This window comes from Dictyobacter alpinus, from assembly GCF_003967575.1.
GTDB lineage: Bacteria > Chloroflexota > Ktedonobacteria > Ktedonobacterales > Ktedonobacteraceae > Dictyobacter > Dictyobacter alpinus.
The window spans coordinates 5,556,946-5,582,978 of the sequence record NZ_BIFT01000001.1; the positions used below are offsets into that span (position 1 = coordinate 5,556,946).

23 protein-coding genes and 2 pseudogenes are annotated in these 26,033 nt (G+C 51.1%); 17 read left to right on the forward strand and 8 right to left on the reverse strand.

The window, feature by feature from the left end; translation table 11 throughout:
• Nucleotides 1-262: 262 nt before the first annotated feature.
• A pseudogene (locus tag EL633_RS22095) lies at nucleotides 263-1,140 on the forward strand (RNA-guided endonuclease InsQ/TnpB family protein); the annotation flags it as partial.
• Nucleotides 1,141-1,326: 186 nt separating this feature from the next.
• On the forward strand, nucleotides 1,327-1,839 hold the full coding sequence (locus EL633_RS22100; RefSeq protein ID WP_126629280.1) for a GNAT family N-acetyltransferase: 513 nt from the start codon (nucleotides 1,327-1,329) through the stop codon (nucleotides 1,837-1,839).
• Nucleotides 1,840-2,192: 353 nt separating this feature from the next.
• On the opposite strand, the gene EL633_RS22105 is transcribed toward EL633_RS22100, so the two are convergent.
• Entirely contained in the window at nucleotides 2,193-2,531 is a 339-nt protein-coding gene (locus EL633_RS22105; protein WP_126629281.1) for a YciI family protein, read from the reverse strand.
• Between the two features lie 237 nt (nucleotides 2,532-2,768).
• Between EL633_RS22105 and EL633_RS22110 the strand changes: the two genes are divergently transcribed.
• A complete protein-coding gene (locus tag EL633_RS22110; RefSeq protein ID WP_126629282.1) occupies nucleotides 2,769-3,332 on the forward strand; it encodes a redoxin domain-containing protein in 564 nt (187 codons plus the stop codon).
• Nucleotides 3,333-3,380: 48 nt separating this feature from the next.
• On the opposite strand, the gene EL633_RS22115 is transcribed toward EL633_RS22110, so the two are convergent.
• Nucleotides 3,381-3,863 (reverse strand): MarR family winged helix-turn-helix transcriptional regulator, encoded by a 483-nt coding sequence (locus EL633_RS22115; RefSeq protein ID WP_126629283.1) that lies wholly within the window; start codon nucleotides 3,861-3,863, stop codon nucleotides 3,381-3,383.
• Nucleotides 3,864-4,131: 268 nt separating this feature from the next.
• Complete coding sequence (locus EL633_RS22120; protein WP_126629284.1) at nucleotides 4,132-5,901, reverse strand: general stress protein; 1,770 nt, start codon at nucleotides 5,899-5,901, stop codon at nucleotides 4,132-4,134.
• A 160-nt stretch (nucleotides 5,902-6,061) separates the two neighbouring features.
• Here EL633_RS22120 and EL633_RS22125 point away from each other — a divergent pair, with 160 nt between their 5' ends.
• Together EL633_RS22125 and EL633_RS22130 are read left to right on the forward strand one after the other, a co-directional pair.
• Nucleotides 6,062-6,217: a hypothetical protein gene (locus EL633_RS22125; RefSeq protein ID WP_174845173.1), complete on the forward strand. Its 156-nt coding sequence runs from the start codon at nucleotides 6,062-6,064 to the stop codon at nucleotides 6,215-6,217.
• Between the two features lie 226 nt (nucleotides 6,218-6,443).
• Entirely contained in the window at nucleotides 6,444-6,932 is a 489-nt protein-coding gene (locus tag EL633_RS22130) for an iron chaperone (RefSeq protein ID WP_218027535.1), read from the forward strand.
• Between the two features lie 69 nt (nucleotides 6,933-7,001).
• On the opposite strand, the gene EL633_RS22135 is transcribed toward EL633_RS22130, so the two are convergent.
• Nucleotides 7,002-10,685 (reverse strand): WD40 domain-containing protein, encoded by a 3,684-nt coding sequence (locus tag EL633_RS22135; RefSeq protein WP_161982327.1) that lies wholly within the window; start codon nucleotides 10,683-10,685, stop codon nucleotides 7,002-7,004.
• A 305-nt stretch (nucleotides 10,686-10,990) separates the two neighbouring features.
• Between EL633_RS22135 and EL633_RS22140 the strand changes: the two genes are divergently transcribed.
• On the forward strand, nucleotides 10,991-12,019 hold the full coding sequence (locus EL633_RS22140; RefSeq protein ID WP_126629286.1) for an MBL fold metallo-hydrolase: 1,029 nt from the start codon (nucleotides 10,991-10,993) through the stop codon (nucleotides 12,017-12,019).
• Nucleotides 12,020-12,448: 429 nt separating this feature from the next.
• Here EL633_RS22140 and EL633_RS38205 read toward each other — a convergent pair.
• Together EL633_RS38205 and EL633_RS22150 are read right to left on the reverse strand one after the other, a co-directional pair.
• Nucleotides 12,449-13,535, reverse strand: a pseudogene (locus EL633_RS38205) (LLM class flavin-dependent oxidoreductase).
• Nucleotides 13,536-13,634: 99 nt separating this feature from the next.
• Entirely contained in the window at nucleotides 13,635-13,955 is a 321-nt protein-coding gene (locus EL633_RS22150; protein WP_246039190.1) for a hypothetical protein, read from the reverse strand.
• Nucleotides 13,956-14,025: 70 nt separating this feature from the next.
• Between EL633_RS22150 and EL633_RS22155 the strand changes: the two genes are divergently transcribed.
• The 5 genes from EL633_RS22155 (at nucleotide 14,026) to EL633_RS36650 (ending at nucleotide 17,900) form a co-directional block, all read left to right on the forward strand.
• A complete protein-coding gene (locus EL633_RS22155; protein WP_126629287.1) occupies nucleotides 14,026-14,901 on the forward strand; it encodes a sigma-70 family RNA polymerase sigma factor in 876 nt (291 codons plus the stop codon).
• A 397-nt stretch (nucleotides 14,902-15,298) separates the two neighbouring features.
• A complete protein-coding gene (locus EL633_RS22160; protein ID WP_126629288.1) occupies nucleotides 15,299-15,598 on the forward strand; it encodes a hypothetical protein in 300 nt (99 codons plus the stop codon).
• Between the two features lie 357 nt (nucleotides 15,599-15,955).
• Nucleotides 15,956-16,399: a DoxX family protein gene (locus EL633_RS22165; protein ID WP_126629289.1), complete on the forward strand. Its 444-nt coding sequence runs from the start codon at nucleotides 15,956-15,958 to the stop codon at nucleotides 16,397-16,399.
• A 236-nt stretch (nucleotides 16,400-16,635) separates the two neighbouring features.
• The gene (locus EL633_RS22170) at nucleotides 16,636-17,526 is read left to right on the forward strand and encodes an ABC transporter permease subunit (RefSeq protein WP_281275918.1); all 891 of its coding nucleotides are present in this window, start codon (nucleotides 16,636-16,638) and stop codon (nucleotides 17,524-17,526) included.
• A gap of 230 nt (nucleotides 17,527-17,756) precedes the next feature.
• A complete protein-coding gene (locus EL633_RS36650; RefSeq protein WP_161981821.1) occupies nucleotides 17,757-17,900 on the forward strand; it encodes a hypothetical protein in 144 nt (47 codons plus the stop codon).
• A 1,024-nt stretch (nucleotides 17,901-18,924) separates the two neighbouring features.
• Here the strand turns inward: EL633_RS36650 and EL633_RS22175 are convergent.
• Both EL633_RS22175 and EL633_RS22180 read right to left on the reverse strand, forming a co-directional pair.
• Nucleotides 18,925-20,068, reverse strand: a protein-coding gene (locus tag EL633_RS22175; RefSeq protein WP_371865511.1) for an IS3 family transposase whose coding sequence is annotated in 2 segments (ribosomal slippage) — nucleotides 18,925-19,779 and nucleotides 19,781-20,068 — 1,143 coding nt in all. Because the reading frame shifts where the segments join, the coding sequence is not laid out codon by codon here.
• A gap of 850 nt (nucleotides 20,069-20,918) precedes the next feature.
• Nucleotides 20,919-21,233, reverse strand: coding sequence for a hypothetical protein (locus EL633_RS22180; protein WP_126625230.1), 315 nt, complete (start codon nucleotides 21,231-21,233; stop codon nucleotides 20,919-20,921).
• 239 nt (nucleotides 21,234-21,472) lie between these two features.
• On the opposite strand from EL633_RS22180, the gene EL633_RS36655 reads away from it, so the two are divergent.
• The 6 genes from EL633_RS36655 to EL633_RS22205 all read left to right on the forward strand — a co-directional run bounded on the left by EL633_RS36655 (nucleotide 21,473) and on the right by EL633_RS22205 (nucleotide 25,457).
• The gene (locus EL633_RS36655; RefSeq protein WP_161981820.1) at nucleotides 21,473-21,616 is read left to right on the forward strand and encodes a hypothetical protein; all 144 of its coding nucleotides are present in this window, start codon (nucleotides 21,473-21,475) and stop codon (nucleotides 21,614-21,616) included.
• Nucleotides 21,617-21,679: 63 nt separating this feature from the next.
• Entirely contained in the window at nucleotides 21,680-21,991 is a 312-nt protein-coding gene (locus EL633_RS22185) for a transposase (protein ID WP_126625229.1), read from the forward strand.
• Between the two features lie 29 nt (nucleotides 21,992-22,020).
• The gene (locus tag EL633_RS22190; RefSeq protein ID WP_126625228.1) at nucleotides 22,021-22,842 is read left to right on the forward strand and encodes an IS3 family transposase; all 822 of its coding nucleotides are present in this window, start codon (nucleotides 22,021-22,023) and stop codon (nucleotides 22,840-22,842) included.
• Between the two features lie 64 nt (nucleotides 22,843-22,906).
• The gene (locus tag EL633_RS22195) at nucleotides 22,907-23,347 is read left to right on the forward strand and encodes a Mu transposase C-terminal domain-containing protein (RefSeq protein ID WP_161981819.1); all 441 of its coding nucleotides are present in this window, start codon (nucleotides 22,907-22,909) and stop codon (nucleotides 23,345-23,347) included.
• Nucleotides 23,348-23,883: 536 nt separating this feature from the next.
• Entirely contained in the window at nucleotides 23,884-24,360 is a 477-nt protein-coding gene (locus EL633_RS22200) for a TniB family NTP-binding protein (protein ID WP_246039055.1), read from the forward strand.
• 857 nt (nucleotides 24,361-25,217) lie between these two features.
• Nucleotides 25,218-25,457: a hypothetical protein gene (locus EL633_RS22205; protein ID WP_126625225.1), complete on the forward strand. Its 240-nt coding sequence runs from the start codon at nucleotides 25,218-25,220 to the stop codon at nucleotides 25,455-25,457.
• Nucleotides 25,458-26,033 lie beyond the last annotated feature (576 nt).

Genomic DNA, 26,033 nt, shown 5'->3' on the forward strand with positions numbered 1-26,033 from the left:
GCGTTTCCGTCCTCCTTCTTGAACACTGGATTGGCTAGCACACATTGGATAGAGGGTACTGGCACATCGATGCGAAACCCATGATGGGTGTCTGGTGGTCATGAACACCGAGCAGCTTTCTCTTGAACAAGCATGCGTTCAGGATCGTATGGACTGTGTCGTTACCGCAACGTATGAGAGAAGGTACTCACCGATGAAAACCGCACATCGGATCAGGATGAATCCCACGCCTGAACAAGTAGCGTATCTTACGCGTGCTTGTGGCACCAGACGTTTCATCTTGGACCAACGCCACACAACGAAGGATCGAGGCAAGCTCCTGCGCCCACTCGGGACGATCAACCTGGCAGAAAGGCTGCGCTTTGTCGTAGCGAGGAGTGGCACCACGCCTACGACAAAGCGCAACCAACGCAAATGCGTCCTTTGTGCATCCCTCAAGATCCTGGGAGCAACCATCTCGTGTGAAGCAGGTCAGTGGTATGTGTCAATCCAACTCGACATCAAGAAAGAGCGCCCTTCCAGACCCTTGTCACAGTCGTTGGGATCGATGTAGGCATCAAGCATGTTGCGGTGGTTTCCGATGGGAGACGGCTCCAGAACCAAAGGCCGTTGGCATCCCATCTCAAGAAACTTGGCAAACTGCAACGCCGACTTTCTAAGAAACAGAAGACGAAAGACCCGGAAACCAAGCGAACTGTTTTCAGCAAGAACTATGAGAAGCAGCGGCTCAAGGTAGCACGCAAGCATCAGCAGATTGCGAACATCCGGCGAGATATCCAACACAAGTTTACCACCGAAGTGGCACGAACCTGTGGAGTGATCGGCATCGAAGACCTCAATCTGTTGGGGATGATGGCCAATCGGAAGCTGTCACGTGCCGTGGCGGATGCAGCCATGGGGCAACTCTTGCAATTCTTGAAGACGAAAGTAGCCAATGCTGGAGGAGATGTGTTCATCGCCTCACGCTGGTTTCCCTCGACCAAACGCTGTTGCGGCTGTGGGCATGTGAAAAAGCGCATGCCGCTCAAGCACCGAACCTATCGGTGCCAGAACTGTGAGCTCGTGATCGACCGGGATGTGAATGCGGCTTGCAACCTGGCCTGCTTCGCAACAGACATGCTTCGCCAACTTCATGCGTAAAGTTGGCCGTCCTGGGTAGTGGCTACGACCGATGACGTAAAAGCGCCTGTGGAGCCAATGTGAGACCGAAACGAGGGGGCTGATCTAAAGGTCCTCGTGCTCTGGCAACTGACTGTGAAGCAGGAACAACTGACCGCTCAGACGTGTTTTGCACACATTTGAGTATGAGAAAGGTAGCAGTAACTAGTGACAACGGAGTTGTGCGGAAAACATCTGACTCTGAGGAATACTGGCATAGATGCTGCAGAGGAACTCTTGCCAGTGTTTAATGGTGACGAGCAATTCAATGTGTGGAGTGGATATGGGCCAACACTGTCTTTAGCAGAAGTATGCAGCGATATACTGGAAACGCAGGAACTACCTGATGGTATGATCTGGCAGATCAGGACACGAACGGGAAAGCTTGTAAGTGTTGCTGAGACGGCAACGCTTCATCCTCCACATGGTGCCTGGATCTCGCTTTTGCTTATCCAACGCGAATTTCAAAGTCTCGGGTATGGCTCAGAAGCGGCTGCGTTGTTAGAAGGCTACCTTTTCTCGTCTCTGGAGATTACGCAGATTGGACTTGCTGTTCTCGTGAAGAATGCGCCTGCGTTAGCTTTTTGGAAGAAACGCGACTACATCCAACGCTCATCGACACATGATACCCATGGTAACGACGTGTACCTGCATTTTTTAACTCGTCCCGTATCCTCGTAGACTGTCTTTGATTGATGAGAGCTAATCAGCAAGCCTCTCTCCATCTACCGGGCGGTGTCATGCGCTGAAAAATCTTGTCAGGTCTCTTTTGGGTACCACGTGAGGGAATGTGTCGGACCATAAGGGAGCGGATTGCGGGGATACAGGGCCACTACGCTGCGGCAGGTGGCAAACGACCGCTGAGGGTCGTAACTACGAGGACGTGTTCGTGATGAGGGGAGCGGTGCTTTCTTGATGGTCGATGGATGGACCTGGGAAGCGTTTCTGGCCTATCATAGACATCAAAAACCCGCAGCGAGTCTATGATAGGATAAGAAAAGCGAGCTCAGACTTCCGAAGAAGTCTGAGGTAGTTTATCGTGGCAAGCTATCGCCAGGGAAACTGTGGCATGGATGCATTTCATAGACAAAAATGCCTGCCTTGACGCCAGGGTCCTCATCCATAAGCTTTTTGACTTCCTCGACAGGAGCATTGAAAATACCAATGCCAGAGATATCGCTGCCATCATTTACAGGACAAACGATTGATAGCAGACCCTCCGCGCGTAGCGAAAAGTTTCGTCGTCCATGTTCCCAGATGATGCTATCCGCGCCTTCATCATGCTTGCGGGGTCCATGTTTCAAAATAATAATACTATAATTTTTGGTGCTAGAAATCATGCGGCGCATAAAATCGTCTGTGATATCTGTCATTATGTAATCCTCCGAAGAAAGATTTATATAGTACTGCTTAAATATTATACAACCTTTCCTATGTATTGTTGATAGACGGACCATAAGTCAGTTTGAGCCCTCTGCGGGGTGAAGATATTATTCAATAGATCTACTTGTAAATATAGGCTTGACACAATTAGACAATATGGTTTACTATCTAATTAGATAGTAAACCATATTGTCTAATTGTGTCAGATAAAGGACAAGGAAGATACCATGAAACTAGAGATCGGCGTGGTTGCGCCACCTTTTGAGGTAGATGACATTTTTGGCGGGCACATCGATTTGCGTGCTTACAAGGGGAAGTCTGTGTTACTGTCGTTTTTGCGCAATGGAGGTTGTGCAATGTGTAATTTGCGCGTCCATCAGTTGATTATGCGTTATCCTGAGTTTCATGCACGTGGATTGGAGATGCTAGCCGTTTTTGAATCGCCGGTAACTAGTATCAAGCAATATGTGGTATCCAAACAAGATGTGCCTTTTCCCATTATTGCTGATCCGAGCGCGGCGCTCTATGATCTGTATGGCGTCGAGGTCTCGCAAGAGAAGACACAGGCCAGCGTGGCTCGTGTTGATACGCCAGAGATGCAGCAGAGGATTCAGGCTGCGGCGAGTATCGGTTATCAACTTATGCATGAAGAAGGCGCAAACTTCAATCGTATACCGGCCGATTTCCTGATTGGTCCTGATCAGCATATCCAGCTTGCCTTCTACTCCGATTTCATCGGTGAACATCTCTCCTTCGCGGAGATTGAAGGCGCTTTGAGTATCCATAAATAGGTTTAAAGCAGAGCAATGTCGTGGCCGGGTGAAACTTTCTTTCATCCATTATTCGATGATATCCTTTTCATCTTCAATATGGATCAGGAGATCAGTAAGCGTGTCGCGCAACTGATCGAAGCGTTCCTGGCCCAGGATGTCTATGAATTCGGTTTCGATTTCACCTTTGATCTCATAGGCATTCTGGAGGAAGCGCCAGCCAAGGTCCGTGAAGGTAACCAGGACGGCACGGCGATCGGTAGGATCGGTAGTACTGATGAGATAGCCTTTTTCAACCAGGTCCGCAACTAAATGTCCGACGGCTTGCTTGGTGACCCCCATCCGTTTGGCTAGCACTGTGATGCGTGTGCCACCAGTATCGATATGTGGGAGGAGCGTAGTATGGGCCATACTCAGTCCAGGATGGCCGTGAGCCGCCAGTTTGCGCACTGATATGGCGACAAAGGCGCGATGTGCACGCCAGAAATAGCGGCCAATATTCTCCTGTCGTCGCTGTACCAAATCTTGATTCGGGCTCACTTCTTTGCTCATACTATATATATCTACTCCTGACATGTGGGATTTTACTGCATAGTATCGCACTTTTCCTTTATGGGCAAGGTTCCTGGGAAGGTTCAAAGCCATAAATGTAGCTGTCAGGCTGCGTATCACAAAGTAAAGAGTGCATCGTTTAGATGTCAAAAGCCCCTCGATATAGCTGATATTTATGTGTTTCAGCGTATATCAAGGGGCTTTATAGTACTATCTTATCCTTTATGGGTAGGATAATGCATGAGTAAATCCTGCTTGTGAACCTTGATTAATAGTATTGTTCGATACGGGAATGTGTCTCTTTGAGTTCAGCATCGTTTTTTTGCAATTCAGCCTCGATTGCTTCCAATTGCTGCTTGACGGCCTGCAACTGCGTCTCATGTTCTTTGGCTGCCTGTAACTGAGTTTTAGACTCTTCTAGACGCCGCTGAGCATTTGTGAGGCGTTCCTGTAACAAGCGTAGCTTCTCGGCCTGCAGTGTTTGAGCTGTCGCGGTCGGAGAGGTCTGCTCCGTTGCTGGCGTAAACTGATCAGTGGTATTGACAGGAGTCGATTGTTCAGCCAAGGTGCTCTCAGTATTAGCCGCGCCAGTGGTCTCTAAAGGAGTGTCCTGCTCTGTCGTGTATGCTGTCGGTGTAGTGGTATCTAGCGTGGTCGCAGGTGTCACATCGGCCTGGTTTGTGTAATCAGCGTTGCTGGTTTCCGTCTCAGCTGGAGTGGTGTACTCAGAGCTGTTTGCATGATCAGCAGCGCTGGTTTCTGTCTCGGCAGGAGTTACGTACTCAGTGCTGTTGTTGTGATCAGCGGCGTCAGCGTCAGTTGAAGTGGTATACTCATTGGCGTTGGTATGATCAGCGGCGCTGGTATCAACATCAGTAGGGGTGGTGTACTCAGTACTGTCTGTATGATTAGTGGTACTGGTCTCAGCATCAGCCGGAGTTGTATCAGTGTTTGTGTGATCGATAGTGCTGGTCTCCGTTTCGTCTGGGGTTGTTGTATCAAAGGTTGTGTGATCGGCCGGGGTATACTCTGAAGTGCTGTTTGCGGGCTGATCTTGTTGATAGTCCGAGGTATTGTGAGCGTGCGCAGTGGTGGTATCTGGAGTAGCTGCATAATCATTTGAGGTATTATCGGCTCCATCCTCGTAGGTTGCAGAAGCTGGATGTACATCGGAGGTATTCTCATCTGCATATGTACTATCCTGCGCGACCTGATACTCCTCGGCTACTTGCTCCTCAGAGGTAGTGGAATTATCATGAGCGTTATATGCAAAAGATTGTGTTGGTTCATCCTCGATGGAAGGCTGCTCTGAACCCTGATAATCTGAGGCGGTATCTGGCTGGAAGGCTGGATGTTTCTGCGTTGTTTGTTCGTAATCGTCAGAAGTATTATTGGGTTCGGTCTGGTACTCGTCTTTTGTTACTGGTTCAGTAGTAGCTGTACCATCATCTGGAAGATCCTGATTATCGATGGTGTGCTCGGTTGCTGCTACGTTATCCTGTGTGTTGTATGTATCATTGTCAGCATAACCTGATACTACTGGCTGCTCGGTTGTTGCTGAAGTATATCGAGGCTGAGTGGTTTCACCCCAGGTAGAAGATGCTGGCTGCTGAGCATAGTCAGAGGTTGTTGACTGTGCGTAGTCAGCAGATTGTTGTGAATAATTGGTGGTTGCTGGCTGAGTATTATAGATGCCATAGGCACCGTATTGGTGGAAAATGGTTAAAGCTTCCTGTTCACGATTCAAGGAATTTACGACTAAGACGATATTGCCATTGTCATATTCATTAGAATAATAGCGGGCTTCCTCATTTGAAAGGCCCATCGCGGTAAGATTGTTCACAAGGTTGCCAGAGTCAGCGTTAGTACCTGTAAAGAGGTTCTTGAGCTCATTAAAAAAGCTTCCGGAGCTACCAGGAACTGAGTAACTAAGTTGATCTTGATTAAATCCAGCTCTGTAAAAAGCCTCTATTGCCTGTTCGGCGGCGGAACGGTCTCTGAAAACGCCTACTACTGCAGGAGATGGTGTAACTGACATAGTGTTCGCTCCTCCGATGGAATCTTATTCATAAATTTTGACGGTTTTGAGATAATTTCATAAGGCACATTACTTTGTGCCCCTCTCTTTTTTTACGGGGTTAACTGAAAAATAGATGCAAGATACTCGATGAATAATATGTTGGTAGATTTCCAAGTCCATGGTAAATTTCCTGGGACTCTTGACTGGTGAAGATTGCTTTGTCCTCAAAGTCTACCTTCCCGCTATCGAGCAGACGATCAAGCTGATCGATAGTTTCCTTTTGTATGGTTCAACAACGACCACTAATTATTCAATCAACGCCTGTTCCTCTTAGCCAGCCACCTCTACCAGAGGACTCATCGCTTGAGTAAGTCAGCACCTTTCGATGTTGTTTCAACGATCATGTCAGACGGAATACCAGCGTAGACACGTTGAGCGAACCATCCACCGGTCACATATGTTTGGAATGGTTCGTCATAGGAGTGACGAACCATTCCAAACATATGTGACCGGTGAAAAACATGATGAAAATCAAAGCAAGGCAACATGAGGAGGTTTTTATGAGCCAAACCGAAAAAGAGGGTATGCAGGAGTCTGTCAAGAGTACCGCTGCGTTCAACAAGAAGTCCAGGGGATTCACAGATGAGGAACGAGCCGCGATGAAGGAGCGCGCCAAAGAGCTGAAGGAGGAAGAGCGCGCGAGCAGGAACAAGCAGCAAGGGGAAAGCGACGTGCTCGCGAAGATCGCCGAGCTGCCAGAATCAGAGCGCGTTATGGCTACGCGGCTGCATGAGATCATCAAAACTAGTGCCCCAGTCCTCTCGCCAAAAACCTGGTATGGGATGCCAGCATATGCCAGGGACGGCAAGATCGTTTGCTTCTTCCAAAGCGCGCAGAAGTTCAACACAAGATATGCGACGCTCGGCTTTAGCGACATGGCGGCCCTAGATGAAGGCGTCATGTGGCCAACCTCCTTCGCGCTGACGGAGTTGACCGAAGCATCAGAGGCGAGGATCAGCGCGTTGGTGAAGAAAGCAGTGAGCTCATAGCGAAGCCCTGCGCTTCGATCTACTCTGTATTTACACGCTAACAATTTTGAAGCGGGAAAAAAGCTAACTTTACAGTGATGGAGGCAATTCTGGTACAGTCTCTTTGCTAGCTTGATCTACTGCCCCAAGCGAAAGGAGCATTGCTCTATGTGTCTCCGTCAGCCCCTCTGCCCCTGTAATATCCAACTGTGCATAGGGAAGATCAGCCTTGAGTGTTTCGAAGCATTCCCCTGTTGGAATACTCCAGCAACGGATCGCTTCATCCTGGCCACCACTGATGATGGTCGCTTCGTCATAACCAAAGATGACAGTTTGAACACTTTGAGTATGACCACGAAAGGTTTGTAGGCAGCGCCCATCGTGGCTCTGCCACCGTTTGACAGTTTGATCTGCACTGCCACTGATGAGAAATCTTCCGTCCTCATTAAACGCGACCGAGTAGACTTGACTACTATGTCCTTGCAGGGTAACAGAACACGTCATAGTAGAAACCTCCCAGAGCTTAATGGTTGTATCCCCACTGCCGCTGGCCAGTCGTCTCCCATCTGGGCTACACGTGACTGAACGAACAACGCTGCTATGTCCATGCATGACGCTAATGCATTTGCCAGTCTCTATCTCCCATAATCGTATCGTCTGATCACCACTCCCACTGACTAGTGTCTTGCCATCGGGATGAAAGGCGAGGGAGGTCACCCATCCTCTGTGCCCTTCTAACACGAGAAGACACTGACCAGTCTCAACGCTCCACAGCCGGATCGTCTGGTCAGAACTGCCACTAGCCAGCAGTAAGCCATCAGCACTGAATGCGCAAGCCCAGACAGGAGAGGTATGTCCCGACAAGACCCGTATGCATTGACCCGTACTAGCCCAAAGTCGAACCGTTTGATCCTGGCTTCCGCTGGCGAGAAGCGTTGAGTGAGGATGGAATGCCACGGAGGTTACCCAATCGGTATGACCACGGAGCCGTTGCAGTAATCGTCCTCCTCTCACATCCCACAGATAGACAAATCTATCACCGTGGCTACTAGCCAGCAGTCCGTTCACATCGCTATAACTGAGAGACCAAACTGGATGAGTTTCTCCTTGCAAGGTGAGAAGGTTCTGCCCTTGATCTAAATCCCAGAATCGGATTGATTCATCATAGCCGCCACTAGCGAGAAGTTGTCTGGTAGGATGAAAGGCTACGGAGCGAATAAGACTCCCATGGCCACGTAAGGTGGTATGGCAGTGCCTCGTTGTTGTGTCCCACAGCTTGATCGTCGTATCTCCACTGCCACTGGCCAGCATCTGCCCATCCGGGCTGAAGGCCACTGTCCAGACCGTTTCTGTATGCTGCTGTAGTGTTGCAATACACTGCTGTGATGAGATATTCCACAGCCGCACGCTGCAATCGCCGCTACCACTGGCCAGCATCTGCCCATCAGGATGAAAGGCTATTGCCCAGATCGGTTTGTGATGGGCTTGGAGAGTGGAGAAGCAGCGGAATGTCGTCACATCCCAGAGTCTTACACTCCCATCTCCGCTGCCACTGGCTAGCATCTGCCCATTGGGATGGAAGACGACAGACCAGACGGCGTCACTATGACCCAAAAATGTGGTCAGGCACGTTCCCATCTCGACATCCCACAAGCGTATACTCCGATCACTACTCGCGCTGGCCAGAATCCGTCCATCAGGACTGAAAGCCACCGCGGCAATCCAATCTGTGTGTTCTCTTAACGTATGTAGACACACGCGCCTCTGCACGTCCCATAACGTAATACTATGATCCCCACTTCCCAGAGCCAGTAAGCGACCATCACGACTAAACGTGACTGCTGTCACCCAATCTCGATGCGTATTAATAGTCCAGGCAAGACTTCCATCTGCGACACGCCACATTCGCCCTTCCTCTCCAGGCGTTCCTGTCCCTGCGACCATCCATGTCCCATCAGGGCTGAATGCGATGCTCTGAATCGTACTGAAGCGTTCCAGCCAGCGTGTACGCCCCAGGTCCGCATATGCGAAGGTACATCTCCGCACATCAACCAGCCGTAGATCTGCTTGCCAGAGCGTGAGATGGGAGAAATCATACTCACTCAGATTACTGTCCAACTGCGCAAGCAGATGGAGGATCGTGCTGGCTGCATATCCCGGAGCACGCGGTCCCAACTCTCGCAAACGAGCAAGTAGCATATGAAATTGCTGCTGCAGACCCCTTTTTCCTAGAGCTTCCAACAGTTGTTGAAGGAGAGGTGTGAGAATCAGCCGCAGCTGATTCTTGCGCACTGAATCGCTCGCCTGCGCCTGTAGCAATGCATAACGTTGCAGCATTGTCAATTCCCCTGCCTCAATCTCCTGGCAGATCTGCCTGAGTAAATGATCGGTCACATACTCCCCAATGACTGGTTGTAGCTGGAACTGTGCTCTCCCTCTATCTCCTTCGACCCATGCTCGCCGTCGAAGGAGAGAATCTATAATCTCTACGACCATCTCACGGGAAGGAGACGGTATTAGATTCGAGAGCAGCTCCTCCAACGACACCCGCGTTCGCCCAAGCGCGAGCCAGTACAAAATAGCCTGTTCCAATGGGGCCATGCGCTCAAACTGCTGAGCCAGTAGCTCACGGATATGCCCAAAGAGCAAGGCGCCATGGGCAATAAACGTGGCACTCTCGCCTCCAAATACCTCCCGTATGGTGCCACATACCAGGCGGAGTGCAAGAGGATTACCAACATACCTCTCTGCCAGGGCGTCCAGCGTCTCCTGCGCTCCAACGATCTGCTCCTGGCACAAAAGTGCGCGACTTTCTTCTGGTTTGAGGCCAGCCAGGTAAAGCGTATGCACTTGAGAACCTTTCGCCTCCAAATAGTGAACTTCCCTCGGTGTTTCACGGCTGGTTAACACGACACAACTCCGATGCGGTGTTTCTCCAAGCAGGAGCAGGAAACGAGCGTATCCCTCGTAGCCTGTTTGATATGCACCAGCATAGCTTCCGGTTTGTATCAACGTTTCCGCATTATCGAGGATGAGCAAGCATCGTCGCGTTTGCAGGACCTTGAGCAATCGACGAAGCGCGTGCTCCTCGTCGAACGTGGCATCTTCGTGTCGATCCTCTTGTAGCTCAAGGAGACAGTTTGTAAGCAATTCCTCCAGCAGGGGAGCTGCGTGAAGCGCCTGCCAGGTGGCCGCTTCAAAGGAAGGTGCTAGATGCTGCATTAGTGCACCCGCAAGTGCTGTTTTGCCGACTCCTCCCATGCCCACAATCGCTAGTAAACGCGAGTGCCCTCCAACAATCCAGTGCGAGAGTTGTTCTAATTCAGCCGTTCGTCCGTAAAAAGGATGAGGCGCATAGTCCACCTGTTGGGGACGAGATGTTATTGCTTGTGTGGTGCTTTTAGTCTTGAATTGAGCCAAGTCGCCTGCGTCCGGGGCTTGGATGAGATGTTCCTGCTCAAAAAGCACATCCCTCACCCACTCCTTCTCGAACAAAGGCTTGCGATGTGCATGTGGATTCTGCGATGAGTTCCAGAGATCTTCTGCTTCCTCTACCTCTTTTCCTGTGGTAAATGTCCCCTCCTGTACATAAATACGTATGAGCTTTTTGAGATGTTCGGTTGAAGGAGAACCAGCCCCGCTTTCCCATCGTTGAATCGCTCGCGTGGCGACAGAAAGGCGGGCAGCAAGTGTCGCTTGTGTCAACCCTGTTTGGGTACGTAACGCGAGGAGCCTGAGCCCAAATTGATAGTTGTTGACTTTGTAATGCCTCATCTTCTTGTATACTCCTGGCAATTGATTCGTCATCTCTTGAAAGACCGATGCAACACGATGCAACACGATGCCAAAAGCTGACGGTAGGCTCGATGACACGATCATCGCTTTTCAAGTAAACTTGCAGTGAAAAGATACAACATCTCTTCTGCCCATCAGTTGGAGTGCATCGCGACGTTTTTTCTCTATCGTAGCATGGGGGAGCCCGCTAGCACAATGGTCGCTGCTATTTGCTTCCCACGCGTGCTGGAGCGTATGGTCTTACTAGCCTGCACTTTTTTCAGCATATACAAGGAGTTTTTTTGATGAGTAATATCGCTTCTGTCTTACGAACGCCAAATGAACATGGACAACAATTCACTGCTCTGGACGCCTATCGGCCTATTCCTCCAGCAGCCCAAGGCTCGCTGTACCTGCCTGACCGTCTGGCGAAAGGCTATCATGTCCAGGAACTCAATGATGGGGTATATTGGGTCAGCCAGGGGTGGTACGATGCTGGCTTTATCGTGACCGGCTCCGGTGTCGTCGTGCTTGATGCTCCTCCCAATCTTGGAGAGCTTATGCTTTCGGCTATTGAAGAGGTTACTGATGAGCCGGTGACTCATGTTGTCTACAGTCATTGGCATGCCGATCATATAGGGGCTGCGTCGATCTTTGGAAATAATGTCGTCCGTATTGCCCATGACCTGACACGTCAGGAGCTCGAACGATTTCCCGATCCCCAGCGGCCTTTGCCCACGGAAACCTTTACCGATCATGCGGTTCTTGATGTGGGAGGTGTCCGCCTGGAACTTTCCTATAAAGGCATGAATCATGCATCAGGAAACATCTTCACCTATGCTCCTGCCCAACGTGTGCTGATGGCAGTTGATATCATCTGTCCTGGATGGGTCCCATTCCGAAACCTCTTCATGGCGGAGAATATTCACGGATTTCTGCAAGCGCACGATCAGATTCTAGATTACGACTTTGATCATCTCATCACAGGGCATCTGACACGTACTGGCACAAAGGAAGACGTGGAGACGCAACGTGAGTACATGTTTACACTGCGTGATATTGCGGCTCAAGCGTTGGTAGAGGTTGATCTTGCACACATCATTGATTCAGTGGGCATTAGCCATTCCTGGGTGTTGTTTGATAGTTATATCAACGAACTGGTGCGTCTCACCACTGATCGCCTCCTTAACACCAAAACAGCAACGGGCCAAACCTGGACAGAGCGTCTTGCGGGAGCTGATCTTTGGAGTCATCAACATGCTTTTTCTATGATTCAGGGACATCGTCTGGAAAGTTCGCAACCTATAGTACGTCGTACACCTCTGAGTGAATGAGTGTAGTTTCCCTCGAAATCGCCGAAGGGGTAAAATCAGCGTGTGCGTTCTCACTCTTCGCAAGCGTCCCGGTTCTCGGGATAAGCCTTTTAGCGAGGTAGAGAAACGCTATTCAAGTAGCTCCGACCCTTTGCAATTGGGGTGAGGAGTAGTGAGTATCGCAGTCTACCCTGGACGGCAAGCCGTTCGAACGGATGACTGATGGGCACATTTGTCATCACTTTAAGATACTGTATACGCCTGAAGGAGGATATTATACATGTCTTTGCTCTCGGAGGCACGGGCTATCTCGGCAATGGATTAGTGAATGGCCGGGGATGAGAGAAGAGAGGCAAGCAGAGGACCTGGGACACAGGAGAGGTACCGAGACGGTGCCTCTCCTGTGTGACATCCAACGGTTGCAGAAAAATTGGGGGATGACTCATGAGTTCAATGAGAACGGTTATCTTGCGTTTGTGCCAGCAGTTCGCGTACGCGAGGGACCACCTGGGTGCCATAAAGCTCAATATGAGTCATGAGGGCTCGTTGTGTAAGACCTCCCATGCCGTATTTCAGATCGAAGTGACTCGCGCCAAGAGCAGGAAGATTTTTCGCGATTTTCTGGGCAACGGTCTCTGGCGAACCCACATAGAGTGCTCCTCCTGGACCAGTCTCATATAGAAGGATTCTCTGGTGGGGATGGCGAAGCCGCGAATCTTGCTGTACCTGGTAAAGACCTCCCGGTAGCGTGGCCAGAACTCTTCGCGTGCCTGCTGATCGGTCGTGGCGACATGACCTGGCGAGTGCACCCCAATGGGCAACGTAGGGTGCCCGAAACGTTCCAGTGCCTGTAGATACAGCCGTGAGAAAGGTACGAAGCGCGACGGAGATCTGCCAATAATCGCGAGCATTAGCCGAAAGCCAAGGTGCGCGGCACGAATAACCGATTGTGGGCTACCACCCACACCGACTCACACTGGAAAGGATCTGGATTTTATGTGTGGCACAATATCCTGGTTATAGAGTGGCGCACGCGCCTTGCCCTCCCAGGTGACAGGCTCGCCCTTGATAATCTCCGAGAAGAGGCCGGCCTTCTCCTCGAAGAGCTCTTCGTAGTCGGAAAGGTCATGGCCGAAGAGGGGAAAAGAGTCGATACTGGAGCCTCGTCCAAGGATGACCTCCCCCCGCCCATTAGAGATGGCATTGAGTGTGGAGTAGTGCTGAAAGACGCGGACTGGATCGTCCGAGCTCATACCGTGACGGCCGAGCCGAGATGGATGTGGGAGGTGAGGGATGCGATCGCGGCGAGCACTACGTCGCCAGCTGATAGCGGAAAGTCATCGGTGTGGTGTTCGCTAATCCCGAAGAAGTCCAGGCCAACCTGGTCGGCAAGAATCCCATGTTCGACGAGGTGCCAGATAATCTGTGCGTGCGAGAGTGTGTGCCCCTCTTCATCGTTTATGAAATCACCGAAGGTGTCGAGGCCAAAGGTAAATGGAAACTGTACGGGTTCGGTGCTAGATGGCGTTTCAGTCATGTCTGTGTGTTCCTTTTATACATGCGTTTATCATATCGTATATACAAAATGTCAAGCGCTTGTCTTCATAAGCGCTTGATAGGGCTATTCCTGGCAGATTTAGAAGCCAAGGTTCTCATTGACCAGAATAACAGAGATGCATCCAGGGAAAATTTCCCGATTGATGATCAGCAGTTTGTTCACCGAGCTATTGACGCCATAGGCATTGAGAGCCCTCTCATCTTCAAGTGGCAGAGTGTATTCATAAAGAAGGCGGAACCCATCATTCAGGTTTGCCACCAGTTTTTGCACACCAACCACATAGATAACCTTTGCCGTGCCAGACACACCGGCTCCCTGCTTCCTGCGGTCAGTGCGACCATTGAGGTCGGACTTTCTGCTGTGGGTCAATAACCTTCCAGATGGCTGGTATTCTGTCACATTAACTCCGTTTCCCTCGTCGGTCTTATGAGTGACCAAATAAAAATGGATGAAGGAAGGAAGTGAATGAATGGATACACATGATTGGCGGGTTGAGCGATTTGAGGCTGAGCGTCCCCAACTGCAGGCCATGGCCTATCGGATGCTCGGCTCCCTATCCGAGGCTGACGATGCTGTACAGGAAGCCTGGCTTCACCTGAGTCGCGTTGACACCAGTTCCATCAAAAATCTGGGTGGATGGCTGATGAAAGTCGTCGCACGTATCTGCCTGGACATGCTGCGCTCGCGTCAATCGCGGCGTGAAGTCTCCCAGGACGCCTCTGTCCCCGAACCACTTACCCATGCAGAGGACGTGATTGATCCCGAACAAGAAGCACTGCTGGCCGACTCAGTTGGTCTAGCGCTGCTGGTGGTCCTGGACACACTTTCTCCCCCAGAACGTCTTGCTTTCGTACTACACGATATATTCGACGTCCCTTTTGATGAGATTGCTCCAATTGTGGAGCGTACACCAACGGCAGCAAGGCAACTTGCGAGCCGCGCACGTCGCCGGATACAGGCAAGAGAGAGTGCAGATGACGCCGATCTGAGCTACCAGCGAGACGTGGTTGAGGCCTTTCTGGCCGCCTCGCGTGCCGGTAACTTTGACGCGTTGCTCTCAGTACTCGATCCAGATGTCGTGTTCAGAGGAGGTCCTAGAGCCGTGGCAACGAGTGTGTCAGGTGAAATTCGTGGTGCACAGAACGTCGCCAGACAATTCGTGGGAAGCGCCCAGGTAGCACGAGCAGTTCTGGTCAATGGATCTGTGGGTATCGTCGTAGCTCCGTATGGAAGGTTGCTCTTGGTTGGTACGTTTGCCATCAGGGATGGCAAGATCACCGAGATCGAGGCCATTGCTGACCTCGCACGTCTGAGCCAACTTGATCTGGCAGTACTGCCAGACTGACGCACTGAGAATCCAGAGCCTGGCGTGTCCCCAGTCGCAGCAAACAGAGAAAAACATCGAGAGCTTCTTCTTTGGTCTTGTCGAGGACGCAAAAGCGACCTATCCGTATGACAGAAACGGCTACCCTTTCGGAAAAGTGGCCATCAGTCAGAGCTGAATACAGATCTACCCTAAGATCAACGATTCCCATATAGTGGTCACATTTTTCTGCGGCACTCCGTCGTTAAAATGAGAGGTAAAACTCAACCAGGGTGACGGGAGATATGACTCTCGTTGAAACCCTGGCTAGGGCGAAGTCTCAATCGGATCGGGGATGGTCAGCATCCCAGGTGTCAATGTTAGAGAACGTCGGTATTTCTTTTGAGCAAAGATATCCGAGTGAAAGGCAATGGTCCTCATGAACATACTCATGGTTCGTTCCAAAGTAAAAACTGCACAGGTTACAAAAGTCGAAACGGAAATTAAACGTCTCTTCGCGGCAATTCAACAAGCACAACCCCAGGGTGTCCACTACGCATCATGCCGACTTTCCGATGGAGAGACGTATGTGGCCATGTTGAAACTTGACGAGGGAGTAGAGAACCCTCTGCCTGCATTGCCAGAATTTCAAGCATTCCAGGAGAACCTCAAACAGTGGATGGCCGGGCCGCCAATCGTCGAACAGTTGACGGTGAGCGGGTCGTATCAGCTTTTCTAAAATGCTAATCAAAGGAGACATGGACGTACAAGTATGACACCTCGTCTTATGATGCTTGACGATGGTGCCTCGTCGAAATAAGCAAAAACAGCAAGATGAAAAGAGCCTGAAGCGGCCGTAGAGGCTAAAAGACATTTTCTTTTTTGTTCAAATTGACGGCACGCCCTGTAAACACTTGTATGGGGGAGTGTTGTATGGTATCGCCTTAGCTCTTTCGAAAGGTCGTCATGCCTTATATCTTTCTGGCTTGAGAGAAAAATGTAAGGACGTACGTACGTCGTGTAGTGATAACTACATATGCGGAGCATCATACAAAAGAGGAAAACATCGACAATGTTTGTGAAAGGATGAGTAACTGTGAAAGCGAAAATAATCACGTATTGGGTAACTACCGCAATCATCACGCTTGAGCTTCTAGCAGGTGGTATATCGGATCTAGTGCACAGTGGAACAATGCTTGTGGCTGGTGATCCTGTCGTCGATGTCATGACGCGTCTTGGCTATCCAACATATATGCTCACGATTATGGGAGTGTGGAAGCTACTGGCGGTCATAGCCTTCCTTGTGCCGCGTTTTCCTCGGGTCAAAGAATGGGCGTATGCTGGCGAAATCATTGCTATGACTGGCGCGGCTGTGTCGAACGCAGTGTGCAACTTGGGTGCAGCTATGGTCATTCAACCTGCTATCTTCGCTATTCTCTCGATCATTTCATGGGCACTTCGACCACAAAGCCGTATGCTTGGAACCATTTTTTCCGATAGAAGTGAAATGACGCACTCCACCATCAAGCGACCAGCATAGGAGAAAGCCTGCTTTACCTCTTACGGATCCAAAACGTAGCTTATGCGCATGCCTCCTGGCAGTAGAAGAACATCTCTCATGCTCCCCAAGCTGCCGGGAGACGTGAAATTGCGATCCGGCATGAGCGCTACTTGCGCAAATCCGTTTGGCACGCTATGGACGTGAGTGTAGGCTGATTACTGCTCAAGGTGCGTCAACCTCCACTCTAAAGCGAAATCCATCGGCATGGGTGGGCGATTGCGCCGGCGTTGGTGGTAGCGTTGTTAGCGGGAGGGTGTGCAGGTTTGCTGAATGGACTTTTTGTGGCGGTGTTACGTATCCCGTCGTTTATTGTGACGTTGGCATTTTTCATAATATATTCAGGTCTCTTACTTTTTCTGTTAGGGACGCAGACGACGCAAAGTGTTGGAGATCCGTTTATATTAGCGCTGGCAGGGACGCGTGTGAGTTACTTTACGGATGTTTTGGGTGTAGGATTACCGACGTTAGCGGTGTTGGGGTATGTAGGGAGTTTGATTATCGAGTATTTTGCTCGAAAAAAAGCTGGATTGCGGACGATGTCCATAACGAGATTGATGGTGCAATCAGTGGTGGCGGTGGTGGTGATTGAGGGAGTGGTGGTGATTTTGGAGAACTATCAGGGTGTTCCGTACTCTATGGGCATTCTTTTTGGGCTTATCCTGTTGCTGTGGGTTGTGTTGACGAGGACGTCATTTGGGAGGCATATTTATGCGGTTGGCGGCAATGCTGAAGCAGCGAGGCGTGCGGGTATTAACGTGGTGGGGATTCGTGTGGCGGTGTTTGTGTTATGTTCGCTGATAGCAGTGCTTGCAGCGGTGGTGGATACGTCGCGTCAGAACGCGGTGGCCAGTGCGATTCCATCGATGTTGCAATTGAATATCATTGGGGCGGCAGTGATAGGGGGGGTAAGTCTTTTTGGTGGACGAGGATCGATCTGGGCGGTAGTATTGGGTATTTTCATTATTCAATGTTTAGACAATGGTTTATCGCTGTTAAATCAGACGTCGGATGTGCAGCAAATGGTAGAGGGGTTGGTGCTTATTTTGGCGGTGACGTCAGATGCGTTGATTCGTCGAGCGCAAGCGCGTAGTCGAAGTGGTCGTTAAAGGGAGAGAGAGTGAAGGATATTCCTGTGATGTGATGAAGCATGACGGGAATATTTTTGTGTGGATGTGGTGATAAGAGAGATGGAGTGATGAGGGAGTGGAGAGCCGTGGTGTGTTGGAGCGCTGTGTCAGGCATCGAATGATGTAGTGATGAAGACGGATTAGGGGGACATCACGCAGCGCGTGCAAGCGATCCACTGTCGTTGGGAAGCGTGGAGCGATGTGATCAAGTGAGTGAGCCAGATTTGGTGGAGGATGCGGTGGATGAGACAGTAGGAGCGACCGAGGCAGGTGTGTCAGCACGTCGCCGACGGAGCTTGTTTGCACGGTTGGTAGGTTCCTGCCTCGTCACACCAGCGGAAATGACGTGTTGATCCTTCTGGTGTGAAGTGTGCCTGTTGTTGTCGAGGCTTGGATCTCGCCGTGCAGAGTGGAACGGAGATCCTCGTGCCTGGAGGAGAGAAGAAAGCGGTTTCTGTGCTGTTTTTGCGCATTGCTCAGCCGTGGGGGGATATCGAGAATCCGGGAGATATGCGTGGCATACTGTTTGCGTTGGGCAAGGACATCATGAAGAGGATGTGAGAGAAAGGAGCATCTTTCCCAGGCAGTAGAGGTGGTGCATCTGATGGGAAGGCGGCCTCCTGTAGGAGGGTCATGAGGTGGTGTAAAGCATCAAATGATGAATTTCCGAAGGCGTCATCGGAGAGCGTAGTGGCGATGGTGTGAAACCTGGGGGGAAGTGAAGCAGGGTGGGAATGCTGCGCTGCTGGAAAGAGTTCTTTTTTGCTCTGTGTCCTCTCTCCAATTGGCGGGTGTATTCTGTATGCAGATGGATGATCTTGCAAGCGAAGAAGTATTTCATCATAGGGTGAATAGGAGGATGGGAAACGCGATCGCTGAGGCTTTTCTGTCGACGAGATGAGTGGTTGGCAGTGGGCATGAACAGGAGCGGCCGCCTGGTCCAGGTCCATGAATCGGTCTTCATCCTGCATGCATGACTGGAACATCTGAGGGGAGGGGAGGGAAGGCCAGAGGGAATGCGGCGGCAGCTCTTGGTGTTTGTCTCCGCTTCTCTCTCTGCTCTTTGGCTCGGCCAGTCCGTTGCTCAATCCCGATTCTGCTGGTGTTGTTCCTCTGTGTGGAGAGGATGGGAAGGAGCGAAGGGAGACAGAGAGTGTTTCTCTCAAGGAATCATGTGTGGATGGCAGTGCCCGCAAGAGAGCTCATGGTATGAATACAGTGACCCAGATTGTCAAGACAGAAAAATCCGAGTCCTTAAGAGAAATCTCCTTTCTTTAAGCATGCTCGTCCATTTCTGAGTGAACGTGTTTCACCGTTTTACGAAAACCAAGCCAAATGGTACGTTGGGCCCATTTTTCATGAGAGACAGAGACGACGTTACGTCGAACGTTTCCCAGAAAAGTAGCGTTCGGCTGGAGTTTGGTAATCAAGTGCCTGGTGAAGTCGTTCCTCGTTGTAAAAGTGGAGATAGCGAGACAACTCTCTACGAGCTGTGCGAGGGCTATCATACTCTTTCACATATACTTCTTCATACTTGATTGTTCTCCACAAACGTTCCGTAAAAATATTATCGAGTGCTCTCCCCTTTCCATCCATGCTAATACGTACTTCATGCTCCTTGAGCAGATTAATATAGCTCGTACTGGTGAAGTGACTGCCTTGATCACTATTACAAATCTGAGGGGTGGCCTGTTTCAAGGCATTGTGCATCGCTAAGAGCACGAAATCCTGACGCAGACTTTGATCTAACTCCCAGCTCACAATATAACGAGAATACCAATCCAGAACCGCGACCAAAAACATCCATCCAGCGCGCAGGCGAATGTAGGTGATGTCAACGCCCCAAATGTGATCAGGCACCTCAGCTTTCAGATTCCTGAGCAAATAGGGGAAGATTGCCGCTTGCTGCGCACGTTTGGAAAGATTGGGGCCGGGGAAAATGGCCATCAACCCCATCTCCTGCATATATTTTGCGACCGTTTTCTTGTTGACGCTTCGCCCTTCTCGATGTAATTGCTCAGCAATTCTGCGGTACCCGTAGAACGGGCATTGTGTAAAAATCTCATCAATCCGATGCTTGAGTGCCACTTCTTCTGCTGATGGTGGCCGCGGTTGATAATACAAGCTACTTCGATTCAGATGAAGCAATCTGGCCTGGGTGCTCAGCGGCAGTTCATTGTCTTCCCAATCAATGAGCTCTTGCCGCTCATCTCTCCTTAAAGACTGCTCGAGATTTTTTTTCCAGCCACAGTTTCTCTGTGGTTAATCGTCCAATCTCAGCATAGAGGGCTTCCCGCTCTCGTTCCCAGGCTATTTCTTTCTCGGCCAGCGCTTTTTCTGATTGCTCATCAAATAAGCCGGGTAAGCCAGCTAACGCTTGGTCCCTCCATTTATAGAGCTGACTTGAATGAATCTCATATTCCGCTGAGAGTTGGCTGACGGTTTTTTCTTCCCTCAAGATCTCTTTGACGATCTTGGCTTTAAATGCTGCCGTATATTGCTTCCGTTTCTGCTTTTGCATGTGCGTGTGTTTCTCTCAAGGAATCATGTGTGGATGACAGTGCCCGCAAGAGAGCTCATGGTATGAATGGCGTTTCTTCTTCCCATCCTCGAGACGATAGCGAAGCGTTTTCCACCCAGAATCTGGCAGAACACCTGGAGAGAATGATGTTTTGAACGGGGAGAGGTTCATGCTCATCGCTAATCCCTCCCGGCCAGATGCTGGTATGTGCAGAGTGAGAAGTATTGCATGGTAGGATGAATATGAGGAGATGGAACCTCCTCTGAGGGTCCGGTGCTGGCCAGGGAATGGCGGCAGCGGTCTCCGACTGACAGGTGGCCGTGGCCACTCACTCACTCTGCGAACCGGTGCGCCACCAGTGCTCCCAGCTGCGCCCTCGTCGCTTTCCCCGCTGGTAGATCCTTTCCCCATGCCAGGGCTGCAATGTGTCTTGCTCCCCTGGTTACATTGATGGCCCTGCCCCTTTGCAGCTTCTCGCCTTGTCACAACCTGGTTGGAAACCTGTCGCTCTGGAGGACCTATTGACAGCAGAAAAGGACGCGAGTAAATGCGAAAAATACATGAGGTCTTTTTTTCGTGGTGGCATGGGGAGAAATAAGGAGGAGGAGAAAAGGGAGGGAAAGCGCATGGGGAGGGGAAGGAAGCAGGGTGAGGCAGGAGAAGGAACGTTCAAAAAGCGAAGAAAAAAGCAGACCAAAAACAAATGGAATTGACTGTGCCAGCCTCCTTGTGTCATTGCTTGATCGATAAATGAGATGAATGTGTGAACACTATGTGAGAGGGGAACCAGGTGAGCAGGACTGGTCAGCTTGCCAGTCCTGCTCACTGCTGTGTGAGAGGATGCTGGTCGCTATGGCTCCCCCTGGGTACGAAGGAAGGTGGCCAGCTGGGAGATGTGGATGGTGTGATCTGGGAAAGCCGTAAGCAGGTGAGCGACGATGCGCTGGAGATCGGTGTCGAACTGCTGGGAGCGTGGCAGAGGCATGGCTTGCAGGCGTGTCCAGAGGGCGTCTGTCGAAGGATCGCGCAGGCCGAGCAAGGCGCGTTGGCGTGTGAGCGAGAGGCCGGTACGCTGGCGATAGAGGTGGAAGGCATGGCCGAGAAAGCCAGGGGCGCTGGCGGCGTGGGCATACCAGGTGGTGAGGATGGATGTGTCGTCGATCATCAGAGTGTCCTTTCAGTGGAGCCGCCAGAAGCGGCGTTTTCATGTTGTCTCACGTGAGTCATACAGCCGCAATATGAACGTGTCGCACGAAGAGAGGCGAATTTGGGGAACAGGGAGAAAATTCGTGGAAGGGTGCGCAAGAGGAGTGGCGACTGATCACCGTATCGGTCGCCCCTCCTTTGTGTTCAGTGCGCGTTCGCGTCTTCTGAGAGGAGCGTGGAGAGGGCGGCCTGGTCGTCGTGGAAGCGATGTGCGAGGTGGGCTACGTCCTGATTGGTGGCCGGGAGACGGCAGAGGTGCAGGTGCGTCAGATTGCCAGGCGAGCATCGCAAGAGCGTGGCAAGATGTGCATCGGTGAGGCTATGACGCTGTTGTGTTGTTGATGCCGTGCGAGGGCTGTAACGTACCTGGTAAAATAGACAGTGAAAGAAGAGAGGTACGGAAACATGACAGGGAAACGAAAAACCTATACACCCGAATTTAAATTCAAAGTCGTGATGGAAAGCTTTCAGCGTGAGACGACCCTTGAAGAAGTGTGCCGGAAATTTGGTTTGGCCAGCTCAGTGATCAGCCGATGGCGGCAAGAATTTCAGCAAAAAGGGCCAGAGATTTTTGCCGATCAACGCGATCACAAAACGCGCAACCAAGCACAAGGCTATGCACCAGGAGAATCACCTGAGGAGTTGAAACAGCTCATTGGCGACCTGGCGGTTCAAAATGAACTGCTAAAAAAATCCCGGGGGCTACTAGGCAATTAAGCGCACATGAGAAAGTTGAGATCGGGCGTATGCTCTGCGCTTCTGGTGGTCCGATCAATAAAAGTCAACTCGTCCGCGCCCTTGGCATTGCTCGCAGCAGTCTGTATCTGCATCCCAAGCGGCCTCACCTGGATAAAGCGTTGGTTGTCAGCATTGAGCAGTGGCATGAACACGATGATACACTCGGACATCGCAAGCTTGCGGTGCTCATCAAGACCGGAAAAAATCGCGTCAAACGGGTGATGCAGAAATATGGCATCGCTGCTCGGCGCAAAAAGAAAAAGTACATCTATCCAGGTAAGGCGACGCACACGGCTCCCAATCTTGTCCGAGAGATGACCGAGGAGAGTCTGCAAAAGGTGGTGTTTTCCGACATGTTTGAAGTCCATCTCGCTGATCAATCACGTGTGCGAGGGTGTTTTGCCCTCGAGAAGCAGACGCGCCAGATTCTCGGACTGGCATTTGATTATCATATGCGGGCAGATCTGGTGACCAGTGTCATTGAAACAATGACGTTCCACGCTCCAGGAGCCATTTGGCATAGCGATCAAGGAAAACAATATGGGGCGCAAAGCACACGAGAACTGCTGTTACAGAAAGGGTTTCTTCAATCGATGAGTCGTGCAGGAACGCCGACAGATAATGGATTGGCCGAGCGTTTCGTTGGGACCTTCAAGTTAGCGGTGGCTGAACGCCGTTCCTATCGAACGCTGGGTCATTTCTTGCGAGCAGCAGAATCGTGGGTCAATTTTTACAATAGGATACGTCCTCATGAGGGCTTGGGAAATTGTTCACCGTTACATTATGCTCAAACACATCAGTTGCATATGGCTCCTTTCATTTCCTTATAGGAGTGTCTCTTTTACTGGGTACTTTACAGGGAAGATCGAGCGTTTTTTTCGGACGGTGGAGCAGTTGTTTGCGGAGCGAGAGGCGGGATATGCGCCCAAAGGGGAATGGCCGAAGAAGGCAGGGAAGGAACCGAGGCGAGAGCGGGCAGGGATTGAGAGCCTGGAGGAAGTGGAGCAGCGATTTCGCCGATGGGTGATGGAGGAATATCACCAACGCGAGCATGGGGAACTGGGAATGAGTCCGAAGGAGAAATGGGAAGGAGGAGGATTTTTGCCACGGATGCCCGAGAGTGTGGAGCAATTGGATCTGCTGCTAGTGACGGTGGCCAAGAAGAGACGGGTGCAGCAAGATGGAGTGTCGTTTGAGGGGTATCGGTACATGGATCCGACGTTGTCGGGGTATGTGGGGGAGGATGTGGTGCTGCGATATGATCCAGCGGATATGGCTGAGGTGCGTATTTTTGCGGAGGATCGGTTTGTATGTCGAGCGGTGTGTCCAGAATGAGCGGGAGGGCAGGTGAGTTTAAAAGAGATTGTGGCAGCGCGTGTGGAGCAGAGGCGAGAGGTAGAGAGAGCGTTGAAGGAAAGACAGGGAGCGGTGAGGCGAGTGAAAACGGGAGTGAAACGAGGGGTGAGTGAGGAGAAGCATGCAGGAGGGGTGCCGGGAGAAGGATCGGTGGAGGCGGAGAAGCCGAGCGGGGAAGAACCTGGGCGGGTGACGTTGAAGCGATATTTTAATGAGTAGGACGTGGAAGCAGAAGGGAGCCGAGGATGGTGGATGGACGAGGCAGGTTTGTGGAAACGAGGGAATACTACCGGTTCGTGGAACTGTGTGAAAGTTGCCGGAGAGGCAGGACAATGGGGATCTGTTGTGGGGTGACGGGAGTGGGCAAGACGAGAGCGGCGAAGCAGTATGCGCAGTGGGAAGAGATTGAGCCGTTGTTGACGTGGAGAGGGGTAGTGGAACCATCGTTGTCGCCGGAGAATCCGAGGCCAAGAACGGCGGTATATACGCCGCGAGCGAGGGTGACGCCGCGACAGATGGAGCATGAGATCCGGTTGCTGAGATGGAGTTTGCGGGTGATCGGAGTGGATGAGGTGGACCGGTTGAAGCCCCTGGCACTGGAGGTGCTGAGAGATCTGCACGAAGAAAGCGAGGTGGGAATGATTCTGCTGGGGTTGCCCGGGCTAGAGAGAAAGCTGTCGAGATATGCGCAAGTGTATGGGCGTGTGGGATTTGTGCATCAGATGAGGGCGCTGGGAGTGGAAGAGCAACGGCAGATCTTGTTGGAGCAAGTGGAGAGGATAAGTGAACGGCGAGTAAATGCGAGGGAACCATTGCAGGTGGATCAAGAAGCGCTGGCGACGATGATCCGGATGACGGAGGGGAATTTTCAACGGCAGAAGCATGTATTGATGCAAATCGAGAGAATCGTGCAAATTAACCCGCAGGTGGATGTGGTGAGTAAGGAGGTGGTAGAGGCAGCGCGGGAGCAACTGGTGTATGGGCGAGGGTGAGCGCGAGAGGGGAAAGGCAAGCAGAGAAGTGCGAAGACAGGAGAGGTATCGAGCAGGTGCCTCTCCTTTGTGTATCCTCATGCACCTACATTGTTTGGATCCTGGGAGGAGAGGATCGCGTTTGAGGCAGTCGAGATCGCTGGGAATGGGTTTGATTGTCTTGGGAAATGCGCGGTGGTGGAGAGTGGGCCGGAGGGGATGCTGCTGCTGCTGGAAAGAGTTTTCTTTGTCCTGTGTCCTGTATCCCCTGGGCAGGTGTGTGCTGTGTTCAGATGGATAATTTTGTATACGGAGATATATTTCATCATATGATGAATAGATGTAGGTGAAATGCTGTTGCGGCTTTTCTGTTGACGTGATGAGTAGTTGGCAGTGGGCAGGAACAGGAGCAGCAGCCTGGTTTAGGTGTAGGGATCGGTCTTCATCCTGCAAGACTGGAATGTCGGAGGAGCAGCGCTGCTGCTGGGAACCTGTCTGCGTGGCATGTGGGGAGGGAGAGGAAAAGAGAGGGAAATCCTCTGATGAATGCAGAGCATCATCTCGTGATATCCATGGATCAGAACACATGCGCCTGGCTGAGAACAGAGGCGGTAGATGATCCCCAAGGAGATGTCCATCTGCTAGCTGCACCTCTGCCTGGTGGGGGATGTGCCATGGTGTCGAGCTAGAGTTGTTCGCGGTGCCGTCCGACGGGGAGTACCCGAGCTTGTGTCTGACATTGGGAGAACAGATGGTGGGCAATCAGTGTGATGGGCATTCGTGGAATTGGCTGGCCAGACACATGAAACCTGGGTGGATGGCTCGAAACTGGAGGTGCTGTCGACAGCATCCTCAAGTACCGAAGAGAGCTCTGCTTCTTGGAGTATTCCGATGCTGGAGCGGATCGTGTTGACGCCAGAGAACCCCTCGATGAAACAGGTGTGTTCCAGCTGGTACGTGGTGGTATCAGCATCATCGTGGTGCATGGCCCTGGTTCCTTCACCCAGTTGAGCCGTAACGTGATGTCCATCCTGGCATGGATGAGCTTGCCCCCAGTGGCGATGTTTGTCGCTGGGAGATTGATGACACCATGGTGTGGTAGCGTGTGCTGGAGGTGACAGGAGGGAAGTGCAATACGTTTGATCACCCCGAAGAGGCTGCCCAAGTCTGGGTATGTTGCCGCTAGAGAGCCTCCCCAAAATGCAAGGCGCGTAGCGGCCTGAGCATGAATATTTTTGGGGGCATGAATGCGTCCTTTTTTGGAGAAAATGGCCTGGCTGAAAGGATAGTATCTGTTGAAATACAGGCTTCACTGTCACTTCCAGGCCATTCATGTTTTCTGTTGGAGAGTGTAAGCGCGACAGCGCGTTGAGTCTGCCAATTCCCTATTCCAAAGGAGGTGGTGAGCTGAGGAGTGGCAGAAAGGACAGTAAAATATGCTAGAGAGCTGATGGGCGTAGGGAAAAAGAGGGATCTTAGCACCCTTAAGAAGAAAAGTACTGAAAAGAGCATATTATCTATTTATAGAGATATAAGAGTAAAAAGAGTTAAAATGATTATACATATAAATTCCAATAATACAATACTTTGTTGATAGAGTATCAAGTTAGCTAGCAATAGAATGATGAAGTTCGAGAGGAGCGACAGCGACTCGATCGAGCGACTGCGACAGCAGGAGCGCGCTGCCCCCCCCC

What these genes read in the sequence shown, in the direction of transcription:
- EL633_RS22105 (WP_126629281.1), bottom strand. Translation starts at nt 2,531, where the DNA reads ATGACAGATATCACAGACGATTTTATGCGCCGCATGATTTCTAGCACC.
- EL633_RS22110 (WP_126629282.1), top strand. Translation starts at nt 2,769, where the DNA reads ATGAAACTAGAGATCGGCGTGGTTGCGCCACCTTTTGAGGTAGATGAC.
- EL633_RS22115 (WP_126629283.1), bottom strand. Translation starts at nt 3,863, where the DNA reads ATGAGCAAAGAAGTGAGCCCGAATCAAGATTTGGTACAGCGACGACAG.
- EL633_RS22120 (WP_126629284.1), bottom strand. Translation starts at nt 5,901, where the DNA reads ATGTCAGTTACACCATCTCCTGCAGTAGTAGGCGTTTTCAGAGACCGT.
- EL633_RS22125 (WP_174845173.1), top strand. Translation starts at nt 6,062, where the DNA reads ATGGTAAATTTCCTGGGACTCTTGACTGGTGAAGATTGCTTTGTCCTC.
- EL633_RS22130 (WP_218027535.1), top strand. Translation starts at nt 6,444, where the DNA reads ATGAGCCAAACCGAAAAAGAGGGTATGCAGGAGTCTGTCAAGAGTACC.
- EL633_RS22135 (WP_161982327.1), bottom strand. Translation starts at nt 10,685, where the DNA reads ATGAGGCATTACAAAGTCAACAACTATCAATTTGGGCTCAGGCTCCTC.
- EL633_RS22140 (WP_126629286.1), top strand. Translation starts at nt 10,991, where the DNA reads ATGAGTAATATCGCTTCTGTCTTACGAACGCCAAATGAACATGGACAA.
- EL633_RS22155 (WP_126629287.1), top strand. Translation starts at nt 14,026, where the DNA reads ATGGATACACATGATTGGCGGGTTGAGCGATTTGAGGCTGAGCGTCCC.
- EL633_RS22160 (WP_126629288.1), top strand. Translation starts at nt 15,299, where the DNA reads ATGAACATACTCATGGTTCGTTCCAAAGTAAAAACTGCACAGGTTACA.
- EL633_RS22180 (WP_126625230.1), bottom strand. Translation starts at nt 21,233, where the DNA reads ATGATCGACGACACATCCATCCTCACCACCTGGTATGCCCACGCCGCC.
- EL633_RS22185 (WP_126625229.1), top strand. Translation starts at nt 21,680, where the DNA reads ATGACAGGGAAACGAAAAACCTATACACCCGAATTTAAATTCAAAGTC.
- EL633_RS22190 (WP_126625228.1), top strand. Translation starts at nt 22,021, where the DNA reads ATGCTCTGCGCTTCTGGTGGTCCGATCAATAAAAGTCAACTCGTCCGC.
- EL633_RS22200 (WP_246039055.1), top strand. Translation starts at nt 23,884, where the DNA reads ATGGAGCATGAGATCCGGTTGCTGAGATGGAGTTTGCGGGTGATCGGA.